We start from the raw sequence: 24,289 nt of genomic DNA on the forward strand, positions 1-24,289 counted from the left end.
CCGCATTTCGTCGTCGACTTCATTTGCACGCGACCTCTCGCGCTTCGGGCTTTAGCGCATAATCGTCGAGTTCAGGCCTTGCGCGATTTGCGAAACGGAGCTTCAGTCGTGCTGAGCTGCACCTTTCGGCACGCTCTTCCAGCCGCGCTCCGTTTCTGTAACGCGTCCGTCTAGTTCGAGGAGTCCGAGTTGTGCACGCACTGTCGTGAGGGCGAGTCCACTGCGCGCGGCAATGTCATCGGTGGTGCGCGCGCTGCGAGCGCTGAGGGCGTCGAACAGGCGGGTCGCTTCGCTGCTCTGTTGGCTCTCGGAATCCGAGTTTTCCGGCGACGCCACAGGGTCAGAGTTCGAAGAAAGGGCTCTCGAATCTGCGCCTGCGTTTGCGCCGGGAGTCTTAGTCGCTTTCTCAGCGAGCGGGGCGAGTTCGGCCATTTGGTCGGGGTTGGTGACGCACACGGCGTCGTAGTCGCGGATGAGGCGGTGACACCCGGCGGAGGCCGCGCTTGTGACCGGGCCGGGTACCGCACCGAGCGGTCGGCCAAGGGCCGCAGCGTGCCCGGCGGTGTTGAGGGAGCCAGAACGCCAGCCCGCTTCGAGCACTATGGTCGCAAGACTCGCCGCAGCGATTAGTCTGTTGCGCTGCAAGAATCTCCATTTGGTTGGTGGAGACCCGCACGGGAGTTCGGAGATCACGGCACCGTTTTCGACAATGCGGGTAAGGAGGCTGTCGTGGCCGCTCGGGTAGAAGCGGTCTACTCCCCCGGCGAGAAATGCGACGGTGAGGCCTTGGCTGGCAAGCGCTGCACGGTGCGCCATTCCATCAATTCCGTAGGCGGCGCCCGAAACAATCGTGTAGCCACGATCGACGAGCCCGGCGGATGCTTCCATCGTGATGTGCTCGCCATAACCGGTAGCGGCTCTGGCTCCGACGAGGGCGATGCCGTCGACAATTCCGGCGAGCGCCGTGTCGGTGCCGCGCACCCACAACGCGGATGGCGCATGCCAGTCGAGGTCATTGAGGCGGCCGGGCCACAGTGTGTCGTCTGGCGTGAGCAGTCGAGCGCCAAATCGGGCGGCTTGACGCAGTGCGATGAGTGCTGTGTCTGACTTGAGCCGCGGCATCCAGCGGTCGATCGCCTGACGCATGTCATCTCCAGATACAGGGTCGCCGTCTGCCTCCAGCTCGATGGCGAACCGTTCAGCGTCCCAGTGCTCAACAACGGCAGAGAGCGCGCGTGCCGGGCCGAGTTGTTGCAGAGCACGGCCCGCGAGGCGGTCACCGGGCTCGGCGAGACCGCTCCAGGTCGCTCGCGCGAATCGGTTTTCGATCGCGGCCCGATCGAGGCCCTCACCGCTGTCAACGCTGACCGCTCTGACGAGGGTGGCGATTTCTGATTCTTTGAGTCCAAACATGCTCACTGTGACATTGCCTTTCGTAAATACAGTGCTTGACCGACGTGGGTTTCGTCGGGTCGTGCGTCGTCGGCGAGATCAGCGAGTGACCAGGCAACGCGAAGTACGCGGTCGTACCCGCGCATGGTGATTCCGCCGCGTTCGAGGGCGCGATCAAGGCCTGCCGTGACCTTGGGGGCGAGCCGCAATTCGCGACCGCGAAGATACGATCCCGGCACGTGGGAGTTGAGCCGCCAGGGCGTTGCCGCGAGGCGAGCACGGGTGCGCTTGCGGGCCGCGGTGACTCTCGCTCGAGCATCCGTCGTGGAGAGCGTTGGTCGCTCCCCTGCAAGTCGCAATTGGGCGCTCGTGATTCTTTCGACTCGAAACTGAATGTCGATGCGGTCGAGTAGTGGGCCTGAGAGTCTCGCCAGGTAGCGACGACGGCTATTGGGCGGACACGTGCATTCGCTGTCTCGGGCGCCCCATTGACCACAGGGGCAGGGGTTGGCGGCCATTACGAGTTGAAATCGTCCCGGGAAGTGAGCGACAGCATTTGCCCGATGGATGCTAATGACGCCCGATTCGAGCGGTTGCCGAAGCGCGTCCAAGGCTGCTGGCGCGAACTCCGGTGCTTCGTCAAGAAAGAGCACTCCGTCGGAGGCACGGGCGGCAGCACCCGGACGAATCTGCGAGCTGCCGCCTCCTACGAGCGCCGCGGCCGTCGCCGTGTGGTGTGGCGCTTCGAGCGGTGGTCGGGTCGTGAGGCTGCTGCCGACGGGGAGTCCGGCGAGTGAGCGGATCGATGAAACTTCGAGCGCAGCCTGAGGATCAAGGTCGGGAAGGAGCCCGGGAAGTCGAGCGGCGAGCATGGTTTTGCCTGCGCCGGGAGGTCCGAGCAGGAACACGTGGTGGCCACCTGCTGCAGCGACGAGCATTGCATCAATCGCATCACTGCCGCCGATCATGTCGCTGAGGTCGCCACTGTCTGTTGGCGCCGTCGTGGCAACCGGCCGCGTAATGACCTCGACTGGCTCGGGTTCAAACTCTCCTCCGTGCCAAATCGCGGCATCCCGCAATGAGGGAACCGCAACGACCCGTATGTCGGGAACGAGCGACGCTTCATCAGCGTTGCCGCTTGGCACCATCACGGTACTGAACCCCGCACGGGATGCTGCGAGCACGGCGGGCAGCACACCGTTGACGGGGCGAAGGCGGCCGTCGAGCCCGAGCTCACCAATGTGCAACACTCGATCAATAGATTCAGCCGAGATTGTGCCGGAGGCTGCGAGCGCCGCGAGCGCTATTCCGAGATCGAAGCCCGAGCCGTGTTTGGGGAGAGCGGCAGGCGACAGGTTTACGGTGATTTTGCGGTTTGGCAACCCACACCCGGAGTTGGTCGCTGCGGCCCGCACGCGGTCTTTCGCTTCGCCCAGAGCGGTATCGGGCAGGCCAATCAGTACGAAACCGGGAAGATTGTTGGAGAGGTCGGCCTCAATCTCGACGATTGCGCCCTCGAGGCCGAGAAGTGAAACAGCGTAGGTTCTGCCGATCGCCATCAGAGAGCACTCACGAAACACGCTTCAAGTGTTCGATCTCTACGGAACCCTGAGTCGGCGCGATCACAGCGACTGCGTCAATACGGATTGCCGAAATTGAACCATCGTGAGCCTCACACCAGGCGGCCGCCAGTCGGCGCAATCGAGCAACCTTCGTTGCCGTGATCGATTCGAAGGGATGCCCAAACAGCACGCTTGAGCGCGTCTTCACCTCGACAAAGACAATCTCATCGCGGTCTCGCGCCACAATGTCTAGCTCGCCCTGCGAACACCGCCAATTGCGGTCGAGAATTTCGAGCCCTGCGCTGATCAGATGGTCGACCGCGAGGTCTTCGCCCCGCGCACCCAATATGTCTTTTGCTGCCATGCCTCAAGAGTGCGGTTTGCGAGCACCACCCTTCATTACCGCCCGCATGTTGGCGCAGACAAGGATCCAACGCGGCGGTGGTGAGGAGTAGACCGAAACACCATCTCAACCCGCTCTTTTGAGAACCGACTACTCGCGGTATCGTGCCCGTATGACGCGCAGTGACGACGGGCGAGTATGGCTTGAGCAGTGGCAGGTTGACGATCTTCCCGTGCTTGAACGCAGCAACACCCCCGAAATGACACTGTTTCTTGGCGGGCCTGAAAGCGATAAACAGATTGTCACTAGGCACGCCAAGTTTTTGCACCTGTGGGAGACGGGCGAAGCGCGCATGTTTCGCATCCGATCGGCCTCCGCAAACAGCCCCGTGGGCTCGGTGGGATACTGGAAGAAGAGCTGGCGAGGCAACGACGTCTACGAAACCGGGTGGAGCGTGCACACCGCCCATCAGGGCCGCGGAATTGCCGCTCGTGCGCTCTCCGAATGCCTCCGGTACGCGGCAGACAATGGCGACCGAGATCAGGTGTTTGCGTTCCCTCGCACCGACAACACGGCATCCAACGCCCTCTGCCAACGCACGGGCTTCAACCTCGTGGGGGAAGCCGACTTCGAATATCCGAAGGGCCACCCGATCCGAGTCAATGAATGGATGTTTGAGCTATCGACACTGCGCTGAGCCAAGGTCGAACGCTCTCAACTATTCGAAGAGCCCTGCCACAAGACTCGCCGCCAGTACGACCATGATCACGGCGATCACAATGTCGAGCACCCGCCACGCCATCGGCTTAGCGAATAGTGGGCGCAGATACCGGCTGCCGTAACCAATGGCTGCAAACCAGACGACACTACCTAGGCACGCTCCGAGTGCAAACCACCAGCGGTCGTCACCATACGTTCCGCCAATAGAACCCAGGAGCAAAACGGTGTCGATGTACACGTGCGGGTTGAGCCAGGTGAGCGCGAGCACTGTCGAGAGGGCGGCGGCGAGCGTCATCCCCGTTCCTGCTGCCGTTGCCGTGAGGGCTTGAGGTCGCGTCGCCCGTCGCACCGATAAGAACGCGTAGACCAGCAAGAAGAGTGCACCGCCGACGCGGGCGACAACCAAGAGCCAACCCGCCTGCTGGATCAGGGCACCAAGCCCGGCAATGCCAGCTACGATCAGGACGATGTCGGAGAGCGTGCACACCAACACCACAGCGGTGACGTGTTCGCGGCGTAGACCTTGCCGCAGAACGAAGGCATTCTGCGCACCGATCGCGATGATCAGCGAAAGTCCGAACCCGAAGCCGGCAAGCACGATGGTGGCAATCAGGGGCATGAATTGACTCTAGAGGCACAATAGGAAGATGCCAGACACTTCTCTGCACGATCGCAGCGAAGTCGTTCACGCCCTGCGTTCCGTTATTGGCGGCGAGGTCGACGACAGCACGCGTCGCCGCGCTGAGTACTCGAGCGATGCCTCCAACTATCGGGTCGTGCCGCAAGTGGTCGTGTTCCCGCGCGACACCGACGATGTGCTGGAAGCGTTGGCAGTGAGCCGTGAAAGCAGCACGCCCATCACGTCCCGTGGCGGCGGCACCTCCATCGCTGGCAATGCCATCGGCACAGGAATCGTTCTCGATTTCGCGCGCCATCTTCACCGCGTGATCGAGATTGATCCGGATGCTCGAACCGCACGCGTGCAGCCTGGCACCGTCTTGGCAACTCTCCAAACCGCCGCGCAGCCGCACGGACTGCGCTTCGGTCCCGATCCTTCTACCTGGTCCCGCTGCACCGTGGGAGGCATGATCGGCAACAACGCCTGCGGAGCCCACTCCCTGCAGTTCGGCAAGACAGCTGACAACGTGCAGAGTCTCGATGTCGTCGACGGCTTGGGGCGACGATTCATTGCCGCCAACGACCTCGCGACGATTGCCGGCCTCGCACCTCTCGTCAGCGGCAACCTCGCGACGCTGCGCACCGAACTCGGGCGCTTCGGCCGTCAGGTTTCGGGCTACAGCCTCGAGCACCTCCTGCCCGAAAATGGCCATAATCTGGCCCGCAGTCTCGTTGGCACCGAAGGCAGCCTCGTGACGGTTCTCGAGGCGACCGTCGATCTGGTCGCCGCACCGCAACATCCGCTTCTCGTCGCGCTTGGCTACCCCGACATGGCGACCGCAGCCGACGCCGTGCCGGCCCTGCTCCCGCACCACCCGAGCGCGATCGAGGGCCTCGACGCCCGCATTGTGGATGCGGTCAGCCGCCAGCGAGGCGCACGCGCTGTCGCCGCCCTCCCCGAGGGCGCGGGGTGGCTCCTCGTCGAGGTAACCGGAGTCGACCGCGCCGAGACCGTGCAACGCGCTCGGCTACTAGCCGCCGACTCTGCGGCAATCGAAGCTCGAGTCATCACCGATGCGGTAGCCGCGAAACAACTGTGGCGCATCAGGGAAGACGGTGCGGGCCTGGCCGGGCGCACGTCATCCGGCAAACAAGCGTGGCCTGGCTTCGAAGATGCTGCGGTTCCTCCCGAGCGCCTCGGCGCCTACCTGCGCGACTTTGACGCCCTGCTGGCCGAGTACGCAATAGAGGGGATGCCGTACGGCCATTTCGGGGACGGTTGCGTTCATGTTCGGCTTGATATTCCTCTCGCGACGGATGGCGCAGTTCTGCGAGCCTTTGTGGATGATGCCGCCAAACTGGTGGCATCCCATGGCGGCTCGCTGTCTGGCGAGCACGGCGACGGTCGGGCACGTAGCGAACTGTTGCCCCACATGTATTCGTCGGCAGCTATTGATCTGTTCGGGCAGTTCAAGCGACTCTTCGACCCGAACAATGTGATGAATCCGGGCATCGTTGTTGATCCAGTGCCCGTCGATGCCGATCTGCGCCGCCCGGCAGCGTTGCCGATTGTTGCGGTGAATGGTTTCGCTTTCAGCGACGATGACGGCGACTTCACGATGGCAGCCCACCGTTGCGTTGGGGTCGGCAAGTGTCGCGCCGACAATTCAGCGAGTCACGGTGTGATGTGCCCGTCGTATTTGGCGACCGGTGACGAGAAAGATTCCACTCGTGGTCGCGCCCGAGTTCTGCAAGAAATGGCCAACGGCACACTCGTGGCGGGAGGTGTCAATTCGCCAGAGGTGCACGATGCCCTCGACCTGTGCCTCTCGTGCAAGGCTTGCGCAAGCGACTGCCCTGCTGGCGTCGACATGGCTACTCTCAAAGCCGAAGTGCTGCACCGCCGTTTCGACGGAAAGCTGCGCCCCCGCAGCCACTACTTCCTCGGGCAACTCCCTCGCTGGGCACGGCTCCTGGCTCCGATGGCGCCCCTCGTTAACGCCATGCTCAGGGTGCCCGCCGTTGCGCACCTCACTCGCTGGGTTGGCGGAGTGGACGCTCGGCGCCCGCTGCCCGCATTCGCTCCCCGCGCGTTCCGCTCAAGCTCCGAGGCTCGCGCCCTACGAGCCCCCAACAGCCGTCCTTCCACCAGCCGCCACTCACCCGGCCAGGACCCGATACGCAACTCCGCTCCCTCGCCCCAGCGCCCTCAAGTACTCCTCTGGGCCGACTCTTTCACCGACAACTTTTCGCCAGACATCGCGCGAGCCACTATCCGCGTGCTCGATGCTGCCGGGTACGAAGTGCTGCTCCCCCAGCGCGATGTCTGTTGTGGCCTCACGTGGATCACTACCGGGCAGTTGGATGGTGCGCGAAAGCGACTGACCGCGCTGGTCGACGAGTTTTCGCGCTATGTCGACCGCGGCATCCCGATCATTGGTATCGAACCGTCGTGCACGGCGGTCCTGCGGTCAGACCTCACAGAGTTGCTGCCCGACAGCGCACCAGCAGCAGCGGTCGCTCGCTCGACTTTCACTCTCGCCGAGCTGCTGATAGCACCGGCGCCGATGGGTCCGCCCAACTGGCAATTGCCGAGCCTCAGCGGCGAAACTTTTGTCGTCCAGCCGCACTGCCACCAGCACGCCGTGATGGGCTTCGATGCCGATCGCACGTTACTCAGGAACGCCGGGGCAACAATTACAGAGATCAGCGGATGCTGTGGTCTCGCCGGAAACTTCGGCATGGAGAAAGGTCACTATGACGTTTCTGTCGCGGTGGCCGAGAATGGCATCCTGCCCACCCTCAGAAACGCGGAAACCGGCAGCACTCTGATCGCGGACGGCTTCTCGTGCCGGACTCAGGCATCACAGCTCGCGAACACCGAGGGCAAGCACCTCGCCGAGGTTCTCGCCGCAGCCTTGCCCGAGCTCTAGGAAACAGTCCTCTATTCGTCGAGCGCGAGTTCCTTGGGAAGTTCGAGATCTTTAGCGCTGAGTTCCTCAATGTTCACGTCTTTGAAGGTAAGGACGCGCACACTCTTCACGAAGCGGTCGGAACGGTAAACATCCCACACCCAGACATCCGTCATCGACAACTCGAAATAGAAGTCGTGTTCCGTGTCGCGGCGCACCAAATCGACCTCGTTGGCGAGGTAGAAGCGTCGCTCCGTTTCGATCACAAAACGGAACTGGCTCACCACATCGCGGTATTCGCGGTACAGCGCTAGCTCGACCTCGCGGTCGTAGTCTTCAAACTCGTCTTCATCCATGCTGTCTTCATTGTAGGCCGCGCTAGCGCAACCATGTGTGTCGATGAAGTTCGGTGGCGCCGAGGCTGCGAATCCCCTCAAAGTGGGCTGCTGAACCGTACCCTTTGTTGCTGGGCCAGTGATAGCCGGGGTACTCCTCGTCTGCCGCAATCATGATCCGGTCACGTTGTACTTTTGCCACAACGGATGCCGCAGCTACTGAAACACAATCCCGGTCAGCTTTTACCCTGGTGTGCACTCGCGGCGCAACGCTCAGGGCGCCACTGAGCCAGTCGGTGCTGCCGTCGAGTAGCACCACACTGGACATGATGTCGAGCCCAGCTTCATGAAGTTGGATGAGGGCACGTTTGCCTGCCAGCCCGAGGGCGGCAGTGATTCCGATGGAGTCAACTTCGGTGGCCTCCGCATAGCCGACAGCGGAGAGCGGTGCCCATTCGAGCGTGAGTGGTTCGAGAAGTTCGCGGCGTTTTTGGCTCAACATTTTGGAATCACGGAGGCCTACTGGCCATGCGCCCTGCGTGGGCATGATTGCGGTCATCCCGACGCCGACTGGGCCAGCGATCGCTCCCCTGCCGACTTCATCGCAGCCGATTACGGCACGCGCACCGGTCGCAAAGAGTTCGAGCTCAATCTCGCTATGCGGGTCTGCTACAGCCACTGACTACTCTGAGCTCGGGGTTACCCGCTGAAAAGTGGTGGGGTAGTTGTCGAGAACACTCCAGCGCTCGGTTGGCCAGCTGATGAGAAATGCGCGCCCGACGACTGAGCCAACTTTGACGAAACCGCCGGTGGGGTCGTCGCGGTGGGCGGCAGAGTCTGCAGAGTTGTAGCGGTTGTCTCCCATGACCCAGATGGAGTCTTCGGGAACCGTCACGGAGAAATCATCCGGTGTTGCCTTGGTGACGGCATCGGGAAGCACAATGTATGGCTCTTCCAGAGGGATGCCGTTGACGATGAGTTGCCCGAATTCGTTGCAGCATTCGATGGTGTCGCCGGGCAAACCGATTACCCGCTTGATGAGGTGATTGCTGCTGTCCGGCGCGCTGAGTCCGACAAACGCGAGAACGCCATCGACGGCACCGACAAACCAGTTCTCGGGTTGGCTCGAGATCGCGGGAAGCCAGCCACCCGGATCGGTGAACACCACGACATCTCCGTGAGAGATGGGGAAAAATCTCGGCTCGAGCTGATTGACCAAAATTCGGTCATCGATCTGGAGCGTGTTCTCCATCGACGATGACGGAATGTAGAAGGAACGCACCAAATACGTCTTGATGAGGAAAGAGATCAGAATTGCTGCAACGAAGATGATCAGCAGATCGCGCAGGAAAAGTTTCCACCCGCCGCCCTTTTTGGCAGCATCGCGACGGTCACCACGGCCACTCGGCATCGTGTTTTCAGCAGTTTCGTTTGTCATTTAACCCCAAAGCTCCCAGCAAGCATATGCCGCTGGGAGCCATTGGTTTGTGAATTGCGAGAGTGTTAGTTGTCGCGCTTCTCTTTGATCTTTGCCTTCTTGCCGCGAAGCTCGCGCAAGTAGTACAGCTTGGCGCGACGAACGAGTCCACGCGAAACAACTTCAATGTGGTCGATGACTGGGGAGTGAACCGGGAAGGTACGCTCTACGCCGACCTGGAAGCTGACCTTGCGAACCGTGAAGGTCTCGCGAACGCCGTGGCCTGAACGACCGATTACAACACCTTGGAACACCTGGATACGCGAGCGCGTACCTTCGATGATGTTTACGTGAACCTTGACGTTATCGCCGGCACGGAAATCAGGAATGTTGTCTTTGAGGGACGCCTTGTCGACGTCGTCGAGGATATGCATTATTAATCGCTCTCTGCGCCCGCCATGAGTCGAACACACATAGTTAGAAAAGAAAGATTGTGCTTCAAGCGGTTACGACGCCCTCATGGCAGAGTCGTGCGCGAGCACAATCAGCAATTCTGCCACAGATTTAGTCAGAAGTGCGATTCTCATCGGCGTCGAGGATGATCACGTTGCCGTTATCGAGGCGCTCCCCCGAATTCGCGGGGCGCTGCGCATCGCGCTCAAAGCCCTCAACAAGTGTTGTAAAGCGATTGCGAGTCTCCGTGACCAGCTGCCAGAGAGCGATCCAGAAGCCAGCAACGGCAACAATAACGATGAGCGCTGCCAGCAGTGGAGCATCCACAAATCCGTAGGCGATGATCACGGCATGCCAGGCGGCGAGTACTCCAGCATCAATCCACGAGACGGTCCGCTGAGATCGAACGCTCTTGCGTGCGGTGGTTAGACCGGCGACAGCAAGCTGCGCGAAAGCCAATATCGGGCACAGCAGAAGGAAGAGGACAAAGTCCCAACCAACGCTCGACCCGAAGACTCCGCGGCCGATCAACACCCACAGCGGCAATACGATCACAGCGATGAATTGCCAGTAATAGAACGCACGCCTGATCATCATGCTTCTCAGGGTATCTTCGAACTGATTAGGAATGCTGAAAATCTCGATCCGAAAGACCGTGGTGGCCCCCCGTGCCAAAACCCGCCATCGTACGCACCGAACCAGTGCAGCAACGAAGCGCCGAACGACTGACCGTGCTACTCGATGCTGCAGCAGTGTTGCTAGATGAAGTGGGGATCGATGCGATCACCACGAGCGATGTTGCCAAACGGGCACACTCCTCAGTTGGCGTTATCTATCGCTACTTTCCCAACATCCAATCGCTTCTGCGCGGTCTAGCGACCCGCAACTTCGACAAATACCGCGCCGGACTCTCGGCCACGCTCAATAAGAGAGCAACCAATGCGCTCGACGCGCTCAATGTTGCGATCGACGTGTATATCGAACTCAGTCGCACCGAACCTGGGTTTCGCATTCTCTCCTTCGGGAACATCATTGACCGCAGATTCAACGTCGATCGCAAGAGCAACAACACTGCTCTTGCCGAGATCTTGACCGAACTTCTTGTCACCACCTATGGGGTTCCGAGGTCTGACGAACTCACTTTCGACATCGAAGTCACCGTACAAATAGCGGATTCACTGCTCGAGCGTGCATTCTTGTATGACCCGCGCGGTGAAGAGCCGTTTATCGACAAACTTCGAGAGTTCATTGCGCAACTCTTGGCACCGCACATGAAAGAGGCAACCACCGAATGATCGAGTTGAGAACGCCAGCCGAAATCAATGAGATGAAAGCTGCGGGAGAATTCGTCGCCAGCGTGCTCACAGCGACCCAAGCGGCATCAAAGGTTGGTGTCAATTTGCTGCAGATCGATGCCCTCGCACACAGCATGATCCGTGAGCGCGGCGCCGAAAGTTGCTACATCGACTACCACCCGTCGTTTGGAGCATCGCCGTTCGGCAAAGTAATTTGCACCTCGGTAAACGATGCTGCGCTGCATGGACTCCCCCACGACTACACCCTCAAAGATGGTGACCTACTGAGTCTCGACTTTGCCGTCGCCGTCGACGGTTGGGTCGCTGACTCTGCAATCACCTTTGCCGTGGGAACGCCCCGCGACGAAGATCTCAAACTGATGGATGCCACCTCTCGCGCCCTCGACGCCGGCATTGCCGCTGCCGTTGTTGGCAACCGCATCGGCGGCATCTCGGCCGCGATCGGTGACGTCGCCTACGGCGCTGGCTACGAAGTGAACCTCGATTTTGGTGGACACGGGGTTGGTCGCGAAATGCACGGCGACCCCCACATCCCTAACGATGGCAAAGCGCGTCGCGGAATGCCGTTGAAGCCGGGCCTCGTTTTCGCGATCGAGCCCTGGCTCATGATCGGCACAGACGAGATCTACACCGATGATGACGGCTGGACGCTGCGCAGCATTGATGGCTCCCGAGCCGCTCACTTCGAGCACACCGTCGCCATCACCCCAGAGGGACCATTGGTCCTTACGGCGCGCAATTAGCCGCAGAAGAACTGCCGGCCCCGAAGTTCGCTGGCGCTGAAAGCTACTGGTCGTCGGGAAGCAGATCGGGGCGCACTCGTCGAGTGCGTTCCCGTTGCTGCTCAAGACGCCAGTCGGCAATTGCTTTGTGGTTACCGCTGAGTAAAACAGCGGGCACTGATCGCTCGCGCCACGTTGACGGCTTCGTGTAGCTGGGGTATTCAAGTAGCCCCTGCTCGTGGCTCTCTTCAGTCAAACTTTCAGGATTGCCAATTACGCCGGGCACGAGTCGACCGATGGCCTCAATCATCGCCATCGTCGCAACTTCGCCGCCATTGAGCACGTAATCGCCGAGGCTGATTTCACGAACTCGAACGGTGGATGCCGCGTAGTCGATCACTCGCTGATCGATTCCCTCATAGCGCCCACACGTAAAGACGAGATGCTTCTCCAGCGCGAGCTCACGGGCGGCAGCCTGCGTGAAAGGCACTCCGGCAGGAGTCGGAACGATCACTACTGTTTCTGGCGTAAGAACGGCATCCAGAGCTTCGCCCCACGGTTCTGGGCGCATCACCATGCCTGCGCCACCGCCATAAGGGGTGTCGTCGACGGTGCGATGACGATCGTAGGTAAAGTCGCGCAGGTCGTGAACGCCGAGTTCGATGATTCCACGCTCGCGCGCTTTGCCAAGCAGAGAGATGTCGAGCACCCCGAAGAAGTCGGGGAAGATCGTCACGATGTCGATGCGCACGCAGTCACCCTAACGGCTATGTGGTTTCTGGTGTCTCAGTGTCGTCTGCGAGGTCTTCGAGATTTTCGAACAGACCAGGCGGAGGAGTAACAACCATTTCGCCGGTCTCGAGATCGACACTGGCAACGATCGACTTAACGAACGGGACAAGTACGTTGCCGTTTTCTGTATCAACCGTCAGCAGATCTTGCGCAGGAAAATGATCAACCTGCGCGAGAGTACCAACTTGGATGCCGTCGCGGATGACCTTGAGGCCGATGAGTTGATGATCAAACCACGCATCTTCTTCTGGCTCTTCGTTGGGATCGTGATCGATCCAGAGGATGGCCTTCACTAAAGTTTCGGCCTCGCTGCGGTCAAGCACTCCTTTGAAGAAGGCGACCGGCTGCGCGTTAAACCACTTGAGCTCAATGAGTTCAAGTGTCTTGCCATGCCACGCAGAACTTGTTGGCACTTGCAGAGAGAACACGGCGCCCGGAACGAAACGTCGTTCCGGGGCATCCGTGTACATCTCTACTTTGACGGCTCCCTTGAGCCCATGAGCCTTCGTCAGACGCCCCACTCGCAGCTGTGTGCGACCTTCGCGGGGTGTCTTTACTTCGCCCACTGGTTAGAAGTCAGTGTCGACTACGTCGACACGTACCTTGCGACCATCGGCCAAAGCCGTGATCAGCGTACGCAGTGCTTTCGCGGTGCGACCAGCACGACCGATTACACGGCCGAGATCTTCTGGGTGCACGCGAACCTCAAGAAGCTCACCGCGTTGCGTGTTCTTCGCAACGACCTGAACCTCTTCGGGGTGGTCGACGATACCTTTGACGAGGTGTTCGAGGGCGGGAGCGAGCAATTGCTAAGCCTTGTCTGCGTCAGCGGCTGGTGCTTCAGCAGCAGCCTCGTCAGCGACGGGAGCTTCTGCAGCAGGTGCCTCTTCAGCCTTAGGTTCAGCCTTCTCAACCTTGGGCTTGAGAACTGGCTTCTTCTTCTCGTCGGCTTGGAACTCTGGCTTAGCTTCCTTGACCTTGACGGTGCTAACAGCGTTCTTGTCACCCTTGAAGATGCCCCAGTCGCCGGTCAGCTTGAGGATTGCCTCAACCTGCGGGCTAGGCTGCGCGCCAACGCTCAACCAGTACTGGGCACGCTCGGACTCGACCTCGATGAACGAGGGCTCCTCGGTGGGGTGGTACTTTCCGATTTCTTCAATGACACGACCATCGCGCTTTTTGCGCGAGTCGGCAATGACGATGCGGTAGTAGGGTGCACGGATCTTGCCCATGCGCTTCAAACGAATCTTTACAGCCACAATTCTCCTGATTTAAATGTTTTGGTGGCGAACCGCTAGCCGTGAGCGTGGGGGCACACTCGGCACAAAAGCTCTAGTGGATTCCATTCGGGCCGATTAGAGGGTCGGGCTACGAAGGACTCAACCGCCTATTCTGCCAGAGTTTTGAGCGCTTCGGGAACCGATAGCGAAGAAAGCCCCAAAGAGGTGACCTTAGTCGTTCTGAGAATCCCGCCAAGAAAGCCACTGCTTGGTGCTCGTGAGGTCATAGTCGGGGCCCGTAATACCCAAAGTAAAGAGCGTGATGCCCTGCTCGCGCATGCTGTCGGCATCTTCGACACTCTTGTCGCGAAGTTCGTTCGACAGCTCAATCTCATTAATATCGCGACCGACGACCTCGCAGTGACCTGCCAACACGCTCAACTTGTGAACGAGCGCATCTCCGGTGGCAAAGCTGTGCCAAATGTCAGCGTGCTTCGCGACGAGCTTGAGAGTTTTCTTCTCTCCGCCGCCACCGATCAGCACGGGAATCTTGCGAGTGGGTGCCGGGTTCAGTTTGCCCCAGCGCGACTCGATGCGAGGAAGTGCCTCGGCGAGAGCATCCAATCGTGAGCCGGCCGTGCCGAACTCGTAACCGTACTCGTCGTAGTCACGCTCGAACCAACCGGAGCCGGTGCCGAAAATGAAACGGCCCCCACTGATGTGATCGAGCGTGCGAGCCATATCGGCCTGAAGGTCAGGATTGCGGTAGCTGTTGCAGTTAACGAGGGTGCCGAACTCGACCCGGCTCGTCAGCTCAGCCCAGGAGGCCAGTTCCGTCCACGCCTCAAAGTGCAGTCCATCCGGCTCTCCATACAGTGGGAAGAAGTGGTCCCAATTGAAAAGCACATCAACACCAAGCTGTTCGAGTTCACGAACCCGGTCTCGAATGACCGAATACTCGGCATGTTGCGGTTGAAGCTGGACGGCAATGCGAACGGGACGGCTTTGAGTCATAACTCCACAGTATCCGGTCGGAGCGACACCGCGACGATGCAGTAGCGCCCGCCACACTGACTGCTCAGGATGCGCGAGAAGCGCAGCAGCCTAGCGCCCGAGGAACTTTTGCAGACTCTCTAACTCTTCTGCCGATGGGCCGCCAGCAGCAGGTTTCGACCCACCAAGACCAAAGCCTGAGCCTGCTGCCGCTGCCGGCGCGACAGCGCCCTGGGCGCGGGCTGCCTCTTCTGCAGCGCGCTTGGCAGGGTTGCCAGACTTGGAGCTTTTCTTCTTCTGACCCTTTTTCGCCTGCGCTGATTTTCCGCCATGACCACCAGGAATCGGGCCCATGCCAGGAATCTGCGGCGTTCCGCCCTTGGCAACGGTCTTCATCATTTTGGCGGCCTGCTCAAATCGGTTCACGAGGGCGTTTACCTCAGTGACGGTCGTTCCCGAACCGCGAGCAATGCGCACCCGTCGCGAGCCATTGAGCAGCTTCGGCACGGTGCGCTCTTGCTTCGTCATCGACTGGATGATGGCTTCAGTGCGCGTAATTTCTGACTCGTCGAAATTCTCGAGCTGCTCACGCATCCCCTTGGCACCGGGCAGCATGCCCAACATGCTCTTGATGGAGCCCATGTTCTTGAGTTGCTGCATCTGCTGCAGGAAGTCATCGAGGGTAAAGCTGTCAGTCGCAAATTTCTCGGCAACCTTGCGGGACTCTTCTTCATTGAAGGTCTTCTGAGCCTGCTCAATGAGAGTGAGGATGTCACCAAGGTCAAGGATGCGGCTCGCCATGCGGTCGGGGTGGAACGGCTCAAAGTCGTCGAGCCCCTCACCCGTTGACGCGAACATGATGGGGCGACCGGTGATCGAAGCAACCGAGAGAGCAGCACCACCACGGGCATCACCATCGAGCTTTGAGAGCACGACACCCGTGAAGTCCACGCCATCTTGGAAGGCTCGGGCAGTCTTGACCGCGTCTTGACCGATCATCGCGTCAATAACGAAGAGCACTTCGTCGGGATCGACAGCCTTGCGGATGTTTGCTGCCTGCTTCATGAGTTCGGCATCCACACCCAAACGACCAGCGGTGTCAATGATGACCACATCATGCTGCTTGTCTTTCGCAAACTTGAGAGCCTGCTTGGCAACCTTGACCGGGTCACCCTTGCCGTTGCCAGGCTCGGGAGCAAACACGGCAACACCAGCCTGCTCACCAACAACCTGGAGTTGCGTTACTGCGTTGGGGCGTTGAAGGTCGGCAGCGACCAGCAGCGGCGTGTGACCATCTGCGGCAAGCCACTTCGACAGCTTTCCGGCAAGCGTCGTCTTACCTGCACCCTGAAGTCCGGCGAGCATGATGACCGTCGGTGGCTTCTTCGCGAATTCAATGCGACGAGCTTCGCCACCCAGAATCGTGATGAGTTCGTCGTTTACGATCTGTACCACCTGCTGGGCAGGATTCAGAGCGCCAGAAACCTCGTGACCAAGGGCACGTTCACGAACGCGGCCCGTGAACTCCTTGACTACCTCGAGCGCAACGTCAGCATCCAGCAAAGCACGGCGAATCTCGCGAACGGTGCCGTCGACATCCGCTTCGCTGAGCTTGCCCTTGCCTCGCAGGTTTTTGAACGTATCCGCGAGGCGGTCGGTGAGATTTCCAAAAGTGGCCATGATCACACCAGTTTAAGGTGTCTTGGCACTGGGAGCGAACGCAATGCGCTGACAGCGTGCCCGAGTAGGGTGTGAACGTGAGATATGGCATCGTAATCCTCCCCCAACAGCCGTGGGCTGAAGCCAAAAACCAGTGGATTCGAGCTGAAGAACTCGGCTTCGATCACGCGTGGACCTACGACCATTTGTCGTGGCGTTCGCTCGCAGACGAGACGTGGCACGCCACAGTTCCCACCCTGACGGCGGCTGCGAGCGTCACTAGTCGCATCGGGCTCGGCACTTTCGTCGCCTCCCCCAACTTTCGGCATCCCGTAACCTTCGCCAAAGAATTGGCAACGCTTGACGATGTGAGCGGTGGCCGCTTTCTCCTCGGCGTCGGTTCTGGCGGCACCGGTTTTGACTCCACAGTGCTCGGAATTCCTGAACTCAGCCCGCGCGAACGTCACGCCCGTTTCGAAGAGTTCGTTCGCGGCCTCGACGAACTGCTTCGCTTCGAGACACCGGGCAGCGGCGGAATCAGCTTTAGCGGCGACTGGTTCACCGCAGTGAATGCGCGGATGGTCGGGGTTCCAGCCCGGGCACCACGCTTGCCATTCGTGGTCGCGGCGGAAGGGCCAAAGGGTCTGAGGCTTGCTGCGGAACTCGCCGACGGCTGGCTCACCCTCGGGCGCACCGCTGACACGCTCGATGAGTGGTGGCAGGTAGTCGGTGAGTCATCCGCGCGAATGGATGCCAGCCTCGAAAAGGCCGGCCGGGCATCCGCAAGTCTCGATCGCTATCTCAACCTCGATGGCGCACCCGTATTCAGCCTCGACAGCGTCGGCGCCTGGGATGACGCCGTTGGTCGCGCCGAAGCCCTTGGCTTCACCGATGTGATTGGCCACTGGCCACGCAAAGAGGGCATCTACGTCGGTAAGGAAAGTGTGCTGATCGAGATTGCTTCCCGCTTCTCTCGGTAGGGTGACGCGATATCGCGCTAGCGTGGAGGAATGACTGCACTCATCGTGACTCTCGCCGGACAGACGCCTCAGATTGCCGACAGCGCATTCGTCGCACCAAACGCAACACTCATCGGGCAGGTCACCCTCGGCGAACGCGCGAGCATCTTCTACGGTGCCGTCCTGCGCGGAGACACCGACTCAATAACCATCGGTGAAGGCTCAAACCTTCAAGACAACGTGACCGTGCACTGCGATGAAGGCATTCCCACCACCGTAGGTTCTGGCGTGAGCGTGGGCCACGGCGCCGTTCTCCACGGCTGCACCGTCGAAGACGACTGCCTCATTGGGATGAGTGCAACAGTGCTCAACGGAGCCGTCATCGGCACCGGATCGCTCGTCGCCGCCGGCGCTGTTGTGCTCGAAGGCACCATTGTTCCGCCCCGATCACTTGTTGCAGGCGTTCCCGCGAAAGTGCGGCGGGAGCTCAGTGATGACGAAATCGCTGGCGTGCGCCAAAACGCGACCCACTACCTCGACATCGCGGCCGCGCACAAAGCAGTCAGCAGCTAGCCGACAAGGCCCTGAACAAACACGTGCGGGGTAAAACCGGTGAGGTCGTTGATGCCCTCACCCTGCCCAACAAGTTTGATCGGGATGCCGGTGCGCTCCTGCACAGCAAGCACAAAGCCAGCCTTAGCCGAACCATCCAACTTCGTGATCACCAGACCCGTGACTCCCGCGTGCTGGATGAAGGCTTCTGCCTGAGCGACACCGTTTTGGCCGGTTGTCGCGTCAAGCACGAGCAACACTTCTGCGATCTCGGTCTGCTTTTCGACGACACGACGGATCTTGCCCAACTCATCCATCAGACCGCTCTTCGTCTGCAAACGACCAGCCGTATCGATAATGGCGATGTCGATACCCTCGCGCTGGGCACGCTCAACCGTCTGAAAAGCAACGGATGCCGGATCTTGACCCTGCTGCTGCGGGCGCACAATCTCGGCTCCCCCGCGCTCAGCCCACGTCGCCAACTGCTCAACCGCTGCGGCACGGAACGTGTCAGCAGCACCAACAACAACAGTGCGGCCGTGGCCAACCAAGAACTTGGCAAACTTGCCAATCGTGGTGGTCTTTCCCACGCCATTGACCCCAACAACCAGCACGACCGCTGGGCGGGCGCTGAGAGTGAGGGTGGGGTCGAGGCGAGCCAAGCGTTCCTCGAGGGTTTCGCGCAGCATCCGCTTCAGGTCTGCCGGGTCGTCAGTTTTGAATTTGGCGACGCTCGCCCGCAACTCATCGATGACCGACTCGGTGATGTCTGGGCCGAAGTCAGCGGAGATCATTGCGTCTTCGAGATCGCTCCACGTCTCAGCGTCGATCGTGTCGCGCGCGAACATAGATTTGAGTGCGCCCGAAAGCGACCAAGATGCTGCCATAGCTACAGGTTAAGGCAGGTGAAGTGACATGCCCTAACCGCGCTAGGGTTTTTGGATGCTCTCATTGATTCGCCATGGCCAAACTGACTGGAACGCTGCCGGACGCATGCAAGGTTCCAGCGACATTCCGCTGAACGACATCGGTCGCGAACAAGCCCGCGAGGCTGTCGAGTTGCTGCGCGGCACCGAGTGGGATGTAATCGTCAGTTCTCCCCTGCAGCGCGCCCGTGAGACCGCGCAGATCATCGCCGACGGTCTCGGGCTTGAGTTGGGTCGCAGCTATGACCTCCTCATCGAGCGCAACTACGGTGAAGGCGAAGGACTCACAACCGCGCAGATCAACGAGCGCTGGCCTAACCACAGCGGCTATCCCGGGCTCGAGTCTCTGCACAACGTCGTCGAACGCGGCATCGCAGCCCTCAACGAGGTCTCCCTCGATTACCCGGGCAAGAAGGTTATTGTCGTCTGCCACGGCACAATCATCCGCTACACACTGTCCGAGCTCGCTGGCCGCGACTTCGACCACATCCTCAACGGGTCAATCTCGACCATCGAAAAACTGCGCAGTGGATGGTGCGTGCACACCGTCAACGGCGAACCGCTCGAGGGCGTCGACTAACCAACAACGCTCATCAGGAGGTCCGCGCCCTAGCTTGTTTCGGCAGACACAGTCTCTTTAGCGACCCGCTGACCGACAACCGCACTGATTCCGTCTGAACGCATGCTCACGCCATACAGCGCATCGGCGATTTCCATCGTGCGTTTCTGGTGCGTGATCACAATCAGCTGGCTGGTCTGACGGAGATCTTCAAAGATCGCGAGCAGACGGCCAAGGTTCGCGTCGTCGAGGGCTGCCTCAACCTCGTCCATGATGTAGAACGGGCTCGGGCGGGCTTTGAAGATCGCGATCAGCAGAGCAACCGCAGCGAGCGACCGTTCTCCACCGCTCAGCAGCGAGAGGCGTTCGATCTTCTTACCCGCAGGCTTTACCGTGACTTCGATACCCGTCGTGAGTAGCTCATCCGGGTTCGTCAAGAAGATGCTCCCCGTGCCCCCCGGGAACAGGATGGGGAAGACATCGTTGAACGCGTTCTTGGTGTCTTCGAAAGCGCTCGAGAAGATGGCCTGCATCTTCTCGTCGAGCTCATCGATGATCGTCAACAAATCCTTGCGCGTGTTCGTGAGGTCAGTGAGTTGCTCGGTCAAGAACTTGTGGCGCTGCTCAAGGGCTTCGAACTCCTCAAGCGCGAGAGGGTTGACCCGCCCCAGACGCGCGAGCTTGCGTTCAGCCTTCTGCAGACGAAGTTCTTGCTCAGCACGAACAAACGGGCGACCGGATGCCGCGGGCTCAACGTCGACGTGAGTGCCGGCGTCAGCGTCTGCCTCTGCGTCTGCCTCTGCGTCTGCGTCTGCGTCTGCGTCTGCGTTGATCGCGATGTCGTTAGGCACCGCGACCTGCGGGCCATATTCCGCAACGAGCACATCTTCGACTAGGCCGAGTTCTTCACCAGAGCGTTCAAGCAAACTGGAGAGGTGCAGCTTCTTTTCGTAGATCTGCATCTCTAGGCCGTGCACACTTTCGCTCACGGCCGATAGTCGTTCACGCAACGCTGATTCTTCGCGACGAAGCCCAGAAAGTTCTTGGTTTTGGGCTGAGCGTTCTGATTCTTTCGCCGCGAGAACGACTCGCGCTTCTGACAGCGAGCGGTCGACAGAGTCGAGCACCGCCGGCAGCATTTCTCCGACGCGCGTCGCTGAGGCGATCTGCCGTTGACGGATGACGGCAAGCCTGGCTTGCTCTGCGGCGGCTTCGCGCTCGCGCACCAGCTGGGCAGCAAGCTGCTCAGCCCGGGCACGCTCAGCACGCACCCGCTCCCGGATAGTCTCAAGCTGGATGCGTTGCTCAACCTCGTGAGCCCGAGCGGTCTCCACTTCGTCGAGCATCGGATCACGCTGCGAGACATCGAGCATGGGCCGAGGTGCCGACTGGTACTCGTCGGCGGCGGTCTGAGCTCGCCCCACTTCGGCAGTGGCATCGGCCACCGATTGAGACGCGATATCGACGGCACGGGCAAGGCGGTCGCATTCCGCCTGGGCGGCATCCGCCTGGATACGGTGTCGGCCGAGGAGCTCTGATTGCGCGGCCAACTGAGCGTCGTATTCGCGCAGTTCTACGAGAGCGGCTTCGGCATCCGTCTTGGCTGAGACCAGCTCGCGGCGCTTCTCATCGAGTTCGAAACTGGTGCGCTCGATTTGTGTCGTGACGACACCGAGTTTCTCGGCTGCGGAATCCCGTTCGGCAACAAGTTCGAGTCGTGAACGCTTGGCACCAGAGCCACCGCGCAACACGAATTGAGTGAGCACGTCACCTTGGAGTGTGACAAAAGTGATGTCGGCGGCATTGGAGAGTGAGCTGTAGGCGGCGCGGGCAGCCTCGAGGTCATCGGCAATGAGCACGTGAGCCAAGAGCCCGTGCACGCCATCGGGTGCCGTAGCAACCTCAGATGCCGGTAACGTTCCGGCGGCTGTGCCAAGCGATACTGCTGACGTCGCGGCGTTGGCTACGACAACTTCAACTCGACCAAAATCACGACGGGAAGATTCGGCGAGCGCGTCGATCGCGGAATCACGATCGTCGGCCAGTACGGCATCCGCCAGTGTTCCGAGGGCTGCAGCAATTGCCGCCTCATAACCGGGGGTGATCTTCACATGCTCGGCGACGAGCCCACGGATGCCCGAAAGTTTGGCAGCAACGAGCGCGCTCGAGCCATCTTTCTGATCGACCGCGAGAGACAGCGCCGAGTTTCGCGCGGCGAGAGCCTCCCGTTCACGTTCGGACGCGTGAAGGGCATCACGAAGGGACTCGATGTCTACTTGGATGCTCGCGACTTTCGCCTCAGCAGCCTCGTAGGCCTTATCGAGCGACCCGTCAGATTCGGTGGTCGAATTGTTTGCTTCACCCTCGAGGGCCTCGAACTCGGCCTGAGCTGCTTCACGACGAGACTGCGCTTCAGCGAGAGCCTGCTGTTGGCGAACAAGTTCACCCTGCGCGGCAGTCAGGGTTGACGTTGCGACTTCTACGCGCGCGGTGAGGCCTGCACTCTCCAACTCATGGCGCGAGACTAGGGCGCTCTGGGCGGCAATTTCTTCGTCGAGCGAATCGAGAGCCGCTTTGGCCGTTGCCGTTGCAGCTGCGGCAGCGCCGACAGCCTTTTCGGCGTCCTCAACTCCGGCGGCAAGTGCGTCAGCTTCAGCTTTCACTTCATCGACGAGCATCTGGCTTACGGTGTTGCCTGAGGTGGGAGCATCACTCTGTTGACCGAGTAGCGATAGCCGCTGGTTGGCGAGCGTGTACAAACTACGCAGGCGTTCTTGCACAGACTCGAGACCAAATGACACCCGACGGGCCTCATCAACGGCGTCACCAACCTGTGCTTGCTCGAGGCGAGCTTCACGAAGCTTGTTCTGGTCGAGTTGTTCCTGCAGCACGATGCGCTGAGTTTTGCGTTCGCTTTCGTTGCGGCTGAAATCGTTGATGCTTGAGCGCAGTTCTACGACCTCGTCGGCGAGGAGGCGGGCGCGAGCATCCCGCACAATGGAGGCAATCGATGCTGCCTCTTTGGCAATCTCGGCCTGCTGTCCGAGCGGCTTGAGCTGGCGACGGATCTCCCCCGCCAGGTCAGAGAGCCGCGTGAGGTTCGCCTGCATCGCGTCGAGCTTGCGCAGAGTCTTCTCTTTGCGACGACGGTGCTTGAGGATGCCGGCCGCTTCTTCGATGAATCCGCGACGGTCTTCGGGGCTCGCGTGCAACACCGCATCGAGCTGGCCTTGGCCAACGATGACGTGCATTTCGCGGCCGAGACCGGAATCGCTCAGGAGTTCTTGAACGTCGAGGAGGCGGCACTGGCTGCCATTGATCGCATATTCGCTGCCGCCATTGCGGAACAGGGTGCGGCTGATGGTGACTTCGCTGTATTCAATCGGTAGCGCGCCATCCGCATTGTCGATAGTGAGAACTACCTCGGCACGACCGAGGGGACCCTTCGTGGCGGTTCCAGCGAAGATGACGTCTTCCATCTTGCCGCCGCGCAAAGTTTTGGCACCCTGCTCGCCCATAACCCAGGCGAGAGCATCCACGACATTCGACTTGCCAGAACCATTGGGGCCGACGACACACGTCACACCCTGCTCGAAAGCAAAAGTGGTTGGTTGAGCGAACGACTTGAACCCCTTGAGGGTCAAACTCTTGAGGTACACGTCACCGCCCTGTCTCTGCTGGCCGAGTCTCTGGCCAAGTTGCTGGTCAGAACCTTGGTATACGGTACCGGATGCGCGGGGTTCCGCCGTTCTGCCGCGCAGGAAGCCACGCGCAACTAATGACCATTGACATCGGCACACCCGAGGAGTCAACTGGTCCCAGTCGCGTGCGCGTCCTCGTGCCGCTGGGGGTAAGGATTTGGAGATCCAATGCGTCCCCCACTGCCAGCAAGTACAGCTCTCGACGCCATCGGAAACACGCCGGTTGTTCAGCTTCGGCGCCTTGTTTCGCCAGATTCTGCTGCGGTATTTGTCAAGCTCGAAGGTTTCAATCCCACCGGCTCCTATAAGGACCGAATGGCACTCGCCATGATCGAAGAGGCTGAGGAACGCGGTGCGCTTACCCGGGACCTGACGGTGATCGAATACACCGGCGGTAGTACCGGATCGTCGCTTGCCTTTATTTGCGCGGCAAAAGGTTACAGTTTTCACGCCGTCTCTTCAGACGCCTTTGCTGTTGCCAAGCTCAACACCATGCGGGCATTCGGGGCTCAGCTCACGGTCGTTCATAGTCCCAGTGGGGAAATTACTCCCGAACTCATCCCGGAGATGATTTCGGTTGCCGCCACCATCGCAGCTCAGGGTGGCTATTACCAGACCGACCAGTTCAACAACGCCGACTCCCTCATCGGGTATGCCGGGATCGGGCACGAGCTCCTCTCCCAATTCCCGGAAGGAATCGACGCTTTCTGTGGTGCTGTCGGTACCGCTGGGATGCTGATGGGGGTCGCGGGGGTACTCAAGGACAACTCCTCAAGCACTCGAGTAGTTGCGCTCGAACCCGCGTCGGCGCCCCTGCTTACCCTCGGGCACCCCGGACAATACCACGTTGAGGGCATCGGGGTAGGTTTCCTCCCTCCCCTTCTCGACAGCGAGCTGTATGACGACGCTCGGGCAATCGACGAGGCCGTGGCACGAAAAACATGTCGGCAGTTAGCCGAGCAGGAGGGGCTCCTAGTCGGCACCTCTTCTGGGCTGAACGTTGCTGCCGCACTCGAGCTTGCCAGGGAGCTCGGGCCAGGCAAAGTAGTCGTGACCGTCGCGTGCGACACGGGCCTGAAGTACCTCGACGACGATCTGTTCACCCGCCAAGCAATCGCTTGATCCTCTGGCGTCCACG

At 60.3% G+C, this 24,289-nt stretch carries 25 protein-coding genes; 8 read left to right on the top strand and 17 right to left on the bottom strand.

Going from position 1 to position 24,289, the window contains the following annotated elements; translation table 11 throughout:
• Positions 1 to 102 precede the first annotated feature (102 nt).
• Genes dprA through AC061P_RS09470 form a run of 3 tightly spaced genes read right to left on the bottom strand, consistent with a single transcriptional unit; the run spans position 103 to position 3,318 of the window.
• Positions 103 to 1,419, bottom strand: a complete 1,317-nt coding sequence (gene dprA, locus AC061P_RS09460) for a DNA-processing protein DprA (protein WP_480391059.1) — start codon at positions 1,417 to 1,419, stop codon at positions 103 to 105.
• Positions 1,416 to 2,951, bottom strand: coding sequence for a YifB family Mg chelatase-like AAA ATPase (locus tag AC061P_RS09465; RefSeq protein ID WP_480391060.1), 1,536 nt, complete (start codon positions 2,949 to 2,951; stop codon positions 1,416 to 1,418). Before AC061P_RS09465 ends, dprA begins: the two co-directional genes overlap by 4 nt.
• Before the next feature lie 10 nt (positions 2,952 to 2,961).
• Entirely contained in the window at positions 2,962 to 3,318 is a 357-nt protein-coding gene (locus AC061P_RS09470; protein WP_480391061.1) for a YraN family protein, read from the bottom strand.
• A gap of 151 nt (positions 3,319 to 3,469) precedes the next feature.
• On the opposite strand from AC061P_RS09470, the gene AC061P_RS09475 reads away from it, so the two are divergent.
• Positions 3,470 to 3,994 (top strand): GNAT family N-acetyltransferase, encoded by a 525-nt coding sequence (locus AC061P_RS09475; RefSeq protein WP_449647074.1) that lies wholly within the window; start codon positions 3,470 to 3,472, stop codon positions 3,992 to 3,994.
• Positions 3,995 to 4,015: 21 nt separating this feature from the next.
• Here AC061P_RS09475 and AC061P_RS09480 read toward each other — a convergent pair whose 3' ends face one another.
• Entirely contained in the window at positions 4,016 to 4,636 is a 621-nt protein-coding gene (locus tag AC061P_RS09480; RefSeq protein WP_480391062.1) for a LysE/ArgO family amino acid transporter, read from the bottom strand.
• A 28-nt stretch (positions 4,637 to 4,664) separates the two neighbouring features.
• Between AC061P_RS09480 and AC061P_RS09485 the strand changes: the two genes are divergently transcribed.
• Positions 4,665 to 7,568 (top strand): FAD-binding and (Fe-S)-binding domain-containing protein, encoded by a 2,904-nt coding sequence (locus tag AC061P_RS09485; protein WP_480391063.1) that lies wholly within the window; start codon positions 4,665 to 4,667, stop codon positions 7,566 to 7,568.
• 11 nt (positions 7,569 to 7,579) lie between these two features.
• Here the strand turns inward: AC061P_RS09485 and AC061P_RS09490 are convergent, their stop codons facing one another.
• From AC061P_RS09490 to AC061P_RS09510, 5 genes are all read right to left on the bottom strand, one after another.
• On the bottom strand, positions 7,580 to 7,903 hold the full coding sequence (locus AC061P_RS09490) for a DUF2469 domain-containing protein (protein WP_009772690.1): 324 nt from the start codon (positions 7,901 to 7,903) through the stop codon (positions 7,580 to 7,582).
• Between the two features lie 22 nt (positions 7,904 to 7,925).
• Positions 7,926 to 8,561 (bottom strand): ribonuclease HII, encoded by a 636-nt coding sequence (locus AC061P_RS09495; RefSeq protein ID WP_480391064.1) that lies wholly within the window; start codon positions 8,559 to 8,561, stop codon positions 7,926 to 7,928.
• Between the two features lie 3 nt (positions 8,562 to 8,564).
• A complete protein-coding gene (gene lepB / locus AC061P_RS09500; protein ID WP_449647078.1) occupies positions 8,565 to 9,320 on the bottom strand; it encodes a signal peptidase I in 756 nt (251 codons plus the stop codon).
• Positions 9,321 to 9,385: 65 nt separating this feature from the next.
• A complete protein-coding gene (rplS, locus tag AC061P_RS09505; protein ID WP_449625862.1) occupies positions 9,386 to 9,733 on the bottom strand; it encodes a 50S ribosomal protein L19 in 348 nt (115 codons plus the stop codon).
• A gap of 130 nt (positions 9,734 to 9,863) precedes the next feature.
• Positions 9,864 to 10,349 (bottom strand): MFS transporter, encoded by a 486-nt coding sequence (locus AC061P_RS09510; protein ID WP_449647079.1) that lies wholly within the window; start codon positions 10,347 to 10,349, stop codon positions 9,864 to 9,866.
• A 71-nt stretch (positions 10,350 to 10,420) separates the two neighbouring features.
• On the opposite strand from AC061P_RS09510, the gene AC061P_RS09515 reads away from it, so the two are divergent.
• Both AC061P_RS09515 and map read left to right on the top strand, forming a co-directional pair.
• Positions 10,421 to 11,047: a TetR/AcrR family transcriptional regulator gene (locus AC061P_RS09515; RefSeq protein WP_449647080.1), complete on the top strand. Its 627-nt coding sequence runs from the start codon at positions 10,421 to 10,423 to the stop codon at positions 11,045 to 11,047.
• A complete protein-coding gene (gene map, locus AC061P_RS09520) occupies positions 11,044 to 11,811 on the top strand; it encodes a type I methionyl aminopeptidase (RefSeq protein WP_480391065.1) in 768 nt (255 codons plus the stop codon). The genes AC061P_RS09515 and map overlap by 4 nt, the downstream gene beginning before the upstream one ends.
• Before the next feature lie 43 nt (positions 11,812 to 11,854).
• Here the strand turns inward: map and trmD are convergent, their stop codons facing one another.
• The 6 genes from trmD to ffh all read right to left on the bottom strand — a co-directional run bounded on the left by trmD (position 11,855) and on the right by ffh (position 16,475).
• Positions 11,855 to 12,541, bottom strand: coding sequence for a tRNA (guanosine(37)-N1)-methyltransferase TrmD (gene trmD, locus AC061P_RS09525; protein ID WP_449647082.1), 687 nt, complete (start codon positions 12,539 to 12,541; stop codon positions 11,855 to 11,857).
• A gap of 16 nt (positions 12,542 to 12,557) precedes the next feature.
• Positions 12,558 to 13,148: a ribosome maturation factor RimM gene (gene rimM, locus AC061P_RS09530; protein WP_480391066.1), complete on the bottom strand. Its 591-nt coding sequence runs from the start codon at positions 13,146 to 13,148 to the stop codon at positions 12,558 to 12,560.
• 3 nt (positions 13,149 to 13,151) lie between these two features.
• Positions 13,152 to 13,388 (bottom strand): RNA-binding protein, encoded by a 237-nt coding sequence (locus tag AC061P_RS09535; protein ID WP_009772699.1) that lies wholly within the window; start codon positions 13,386 to 13,388, stop codon positions 13,152 to 13,154.
• Between the two features lie 3 nt (positions 13,389 to 13,391).
• Complete coding sequence (rpsP, locus tag AC061P_RS09540) at positions 13,392 to 13,841, bottom strand: 30S ribosomal protein S16 (RefSeq protein ID WP_449647084.1); 450 nt, start codon at positions 13,839 to 13,841, stop codon at positions 13,392 to 13,394.
• Positions 13,842 to 14,033: 192 nt separating this feature from the next.
• On the bottom strand, positions 14,034 to 14,816 hold the full coding sequence (locus tag AC061P_RS09545; protein ID WP_449647085.1) for an LLM class F420-dependent oxidoreductase: 783 nt from the start codon (positions 14,814 to 14,816) through the stop codon (positions 14,034 to 14,036).
• Positions 14,817 to 14,906: 90 nt separating this feature from the next.
• Positions 14,907 to 16,475: a signal recognition particle protein gene (gene ffh / locus AC061P_RS09550; protein ID WP_449647086.1), complete on the bottom strand. Its 1,569-nt coding sequence runs from the start codon at positions 16,473 to 16,475 to the stop codon at positions 14,907 to 14,909.
• 77 nt (positions 16,476 to 16,552) lie between these two features.
• On the opposite strand from ffh, the gene AC061P_RS09555 reads away from it, so the two are divergent.
• The gene (locus AC061P_RS09555; RefSeq protein ID WP_480391067.1) at positions 16,553 to 17,434 is read left to right on the top strand and encodes an LLM class flavin-dependent oxidoreductase; all 882 of its coding nucleotides are present in this window, start codon (positions 16,553 to 16,555) and stop codon (positions 17,432 to 17,434) included.
• Positions 17,435 to 17,464: 30 nt separating this feature from the next.
• A complete protein-coding gene (locus AC061P_RS09560) occupies positions 17,465 to 17,986 on the top strand; it encodes a gamma carbonic anhydrase family protein (RefSeq protein WP_480391068.1) in 522 nt (173 codons plus the stop codon).
• Here AC061P_RS09560 and ftsY read toward each other — a convergent pair.
• On the bottom strand, positions 17,983 to 18,852 hold the full coding sequence (gene ftsY, locus AC061P_RS09565) for a signal recognition particle-docking protein FtsY (RefSeq protein ID WP_449647089.1): 870 nt from the start codon (positions 18,850 to 18,852) through the stop codon (positions 17,983 to 17,985). The two genes, AC061P_RS09560 and ftsY, sit on opposite strands and share 4 nt — an antisense overlap.
• A gap of 55 nt (positions 18,853 to 18,907) precedes the next feature.
• Between ftsY and AC061P_RS09570 the strand changes: the two genes are divergently transcribed.
• Complete coding sequence (locus AC061P_RS09570) at positions 18,908 to 19,471, top strand: histidine phosphatase family protein (protein WP_449647090.1); 564 nt, start codon at positions 18,908 to 18,910, stop codon at positions 19,469 to 19,471.
• Between the two features lie 29 nt (positions 19,472 to 19,500).
• On the opposite strand, the gene smc is transcribed toward AC061P_RS09570, so the two are convergent.
• The gene (smc, locus tag AC061P_RS09575; protein ID WP_480391069.1) at positions 19,501 to 23,109 is read right to left on the bottom strand and encodes a chromosome segregation protein SMC; all 3,609 of its coding nucleotides are present in this window, start codon (positions 23,107 to 23,109) and stop codon (positions 19,501 to 19,503) included.
• A gap of 210 nt (positions 23,110 to 23,319) precedes the next feature.
• On the opposite strand from smc, the gene AC061P_RS09580 reads away from it, so the two are divergent.
• Entirely contained in the window at positions 23,320 to 24,273 is a 954-nt protein-coding gene (locus tag AC061P_RS09580) for a PLP-dependent cysteine synthase family protein (RefSeq protein WP_480391070.1), read from the top strand.
• Positions 24,274 to 24,289: the final 16 nt, after the last annotated feature.

The sequence above is a fragment of the Rhodoglobus sp. G.S.4 genome (assembly GCF_056619605.1).

Bases quoted from the DNA above. Each gene is read 5' to 3' on its own strand.
- lepB (WP_449647078.1), bottom strand. From the start codon at position 9,320: ATGACAAACGAAACTGCTGAAAACACGATGCCGAGTGGCCGTGGTGAC.
- AC061P_RS09570 (WP_449647090.1), top strand. From the start codon at position 18,908: ATGCTCTCATTGATTCGCCATGGCCAAACTGACTGGAACGCTGCCGGA.
- AC061P_RS09545 (WP_449647085.1), bottom strand. From the start codon at position 14,816: ATGACTCAAAGCCGTCCCGTTCGCATTGCCGTCCAGCTTCAACCGCAA.
- ffh (WP_449647086.1), bottom strand. From the start codon at position 16,475: ATGGCCACTTTTGGAAATCTCACCGACCGCCTCGCGGATACGTTCAAA.
- AC061P_RS09465 (WP_480391060.1), bottom strand. From the start codon at position 2,951: ATGGCGATCGGCAGAACCTACGCTGTTTCACTTCTCGGCCTCGAGGGC.
- AC061P_RS09485 (WP_480391063.1), top strand. From the start codon at position 4,665: ATGCCAGACACTTCTCTGCACGATCGCAGCGAAGTCGTTCACGCCCTG.
- AC061P_RS09470 (WP_480391061.1), bottom strand. From the start codon at position 3,318: ATGGCAGCAAAAGACATATTGGGTGCGCGGGGCGAAGACCTCGCGGTC.
- AC061P_RS09510 (WP_449647079.1), bottom strand. From the start codon at position 10,349: ATGATGATCAGGCGTGCGTTCTATTACTGGCAATTCATCGCTGTGATC.
- AC061P_RS09480 (WP_480391062.1), bottom strand. From the start codon at position 4,636: ATGCCCCTGATTGCCACCATCGTGCTTGCCGGCTTCGGGTTCGGACTT.
- rplS (WP_449625862.1), bottom strand. From the start codon at position 9,733: ATGCATATCCTCGACGACGTCGACAAGGCGTCCCTCAAAGACAACATT.
- AC061P_RS09490 (WP_009772690.1), bottom strand. From the start codon at position 7,903: ATGGATGAAGACGAGTTTGAAGACTACGACCGCGAGGTCGAGCTAGCG.
- map (WP_480391065.1), top strand. From the start codon at position 11,044: ATGATCGAGTTGAGAACGCCAGCCGAAATCAATGAGATGAAAGCTGCG.
- AC061P_RS09475 (WP_449647074.1), top strand. From the start codon at position 3,470: ATGACGCGCAGTGACGACGGGCGAGTATGGCTTGAGCAGTGGCAGGTT.
- AC061P_RS09560 (WP_480391068.1), top strand. From the start codon at position 17,465: ATGACTGCACTCATCGTGACTCTCGCCGGACAGACGCCTCAGATTGCC.
- AC061P_RS09580 (WP_480391070.1), top strand. From the start codon at position 23,320: ATGCGTCCCCCACTGCCAGCAAGTACAGCTCTCGACGCCATCGGAAAC.
- ftsY (WP_449647089.1), bottom strand. From the start codon at position 18,852: ATGGCAGCATCTTGGTCGCTTTCGGGCGCACTCAAATCTATGTTCGCG.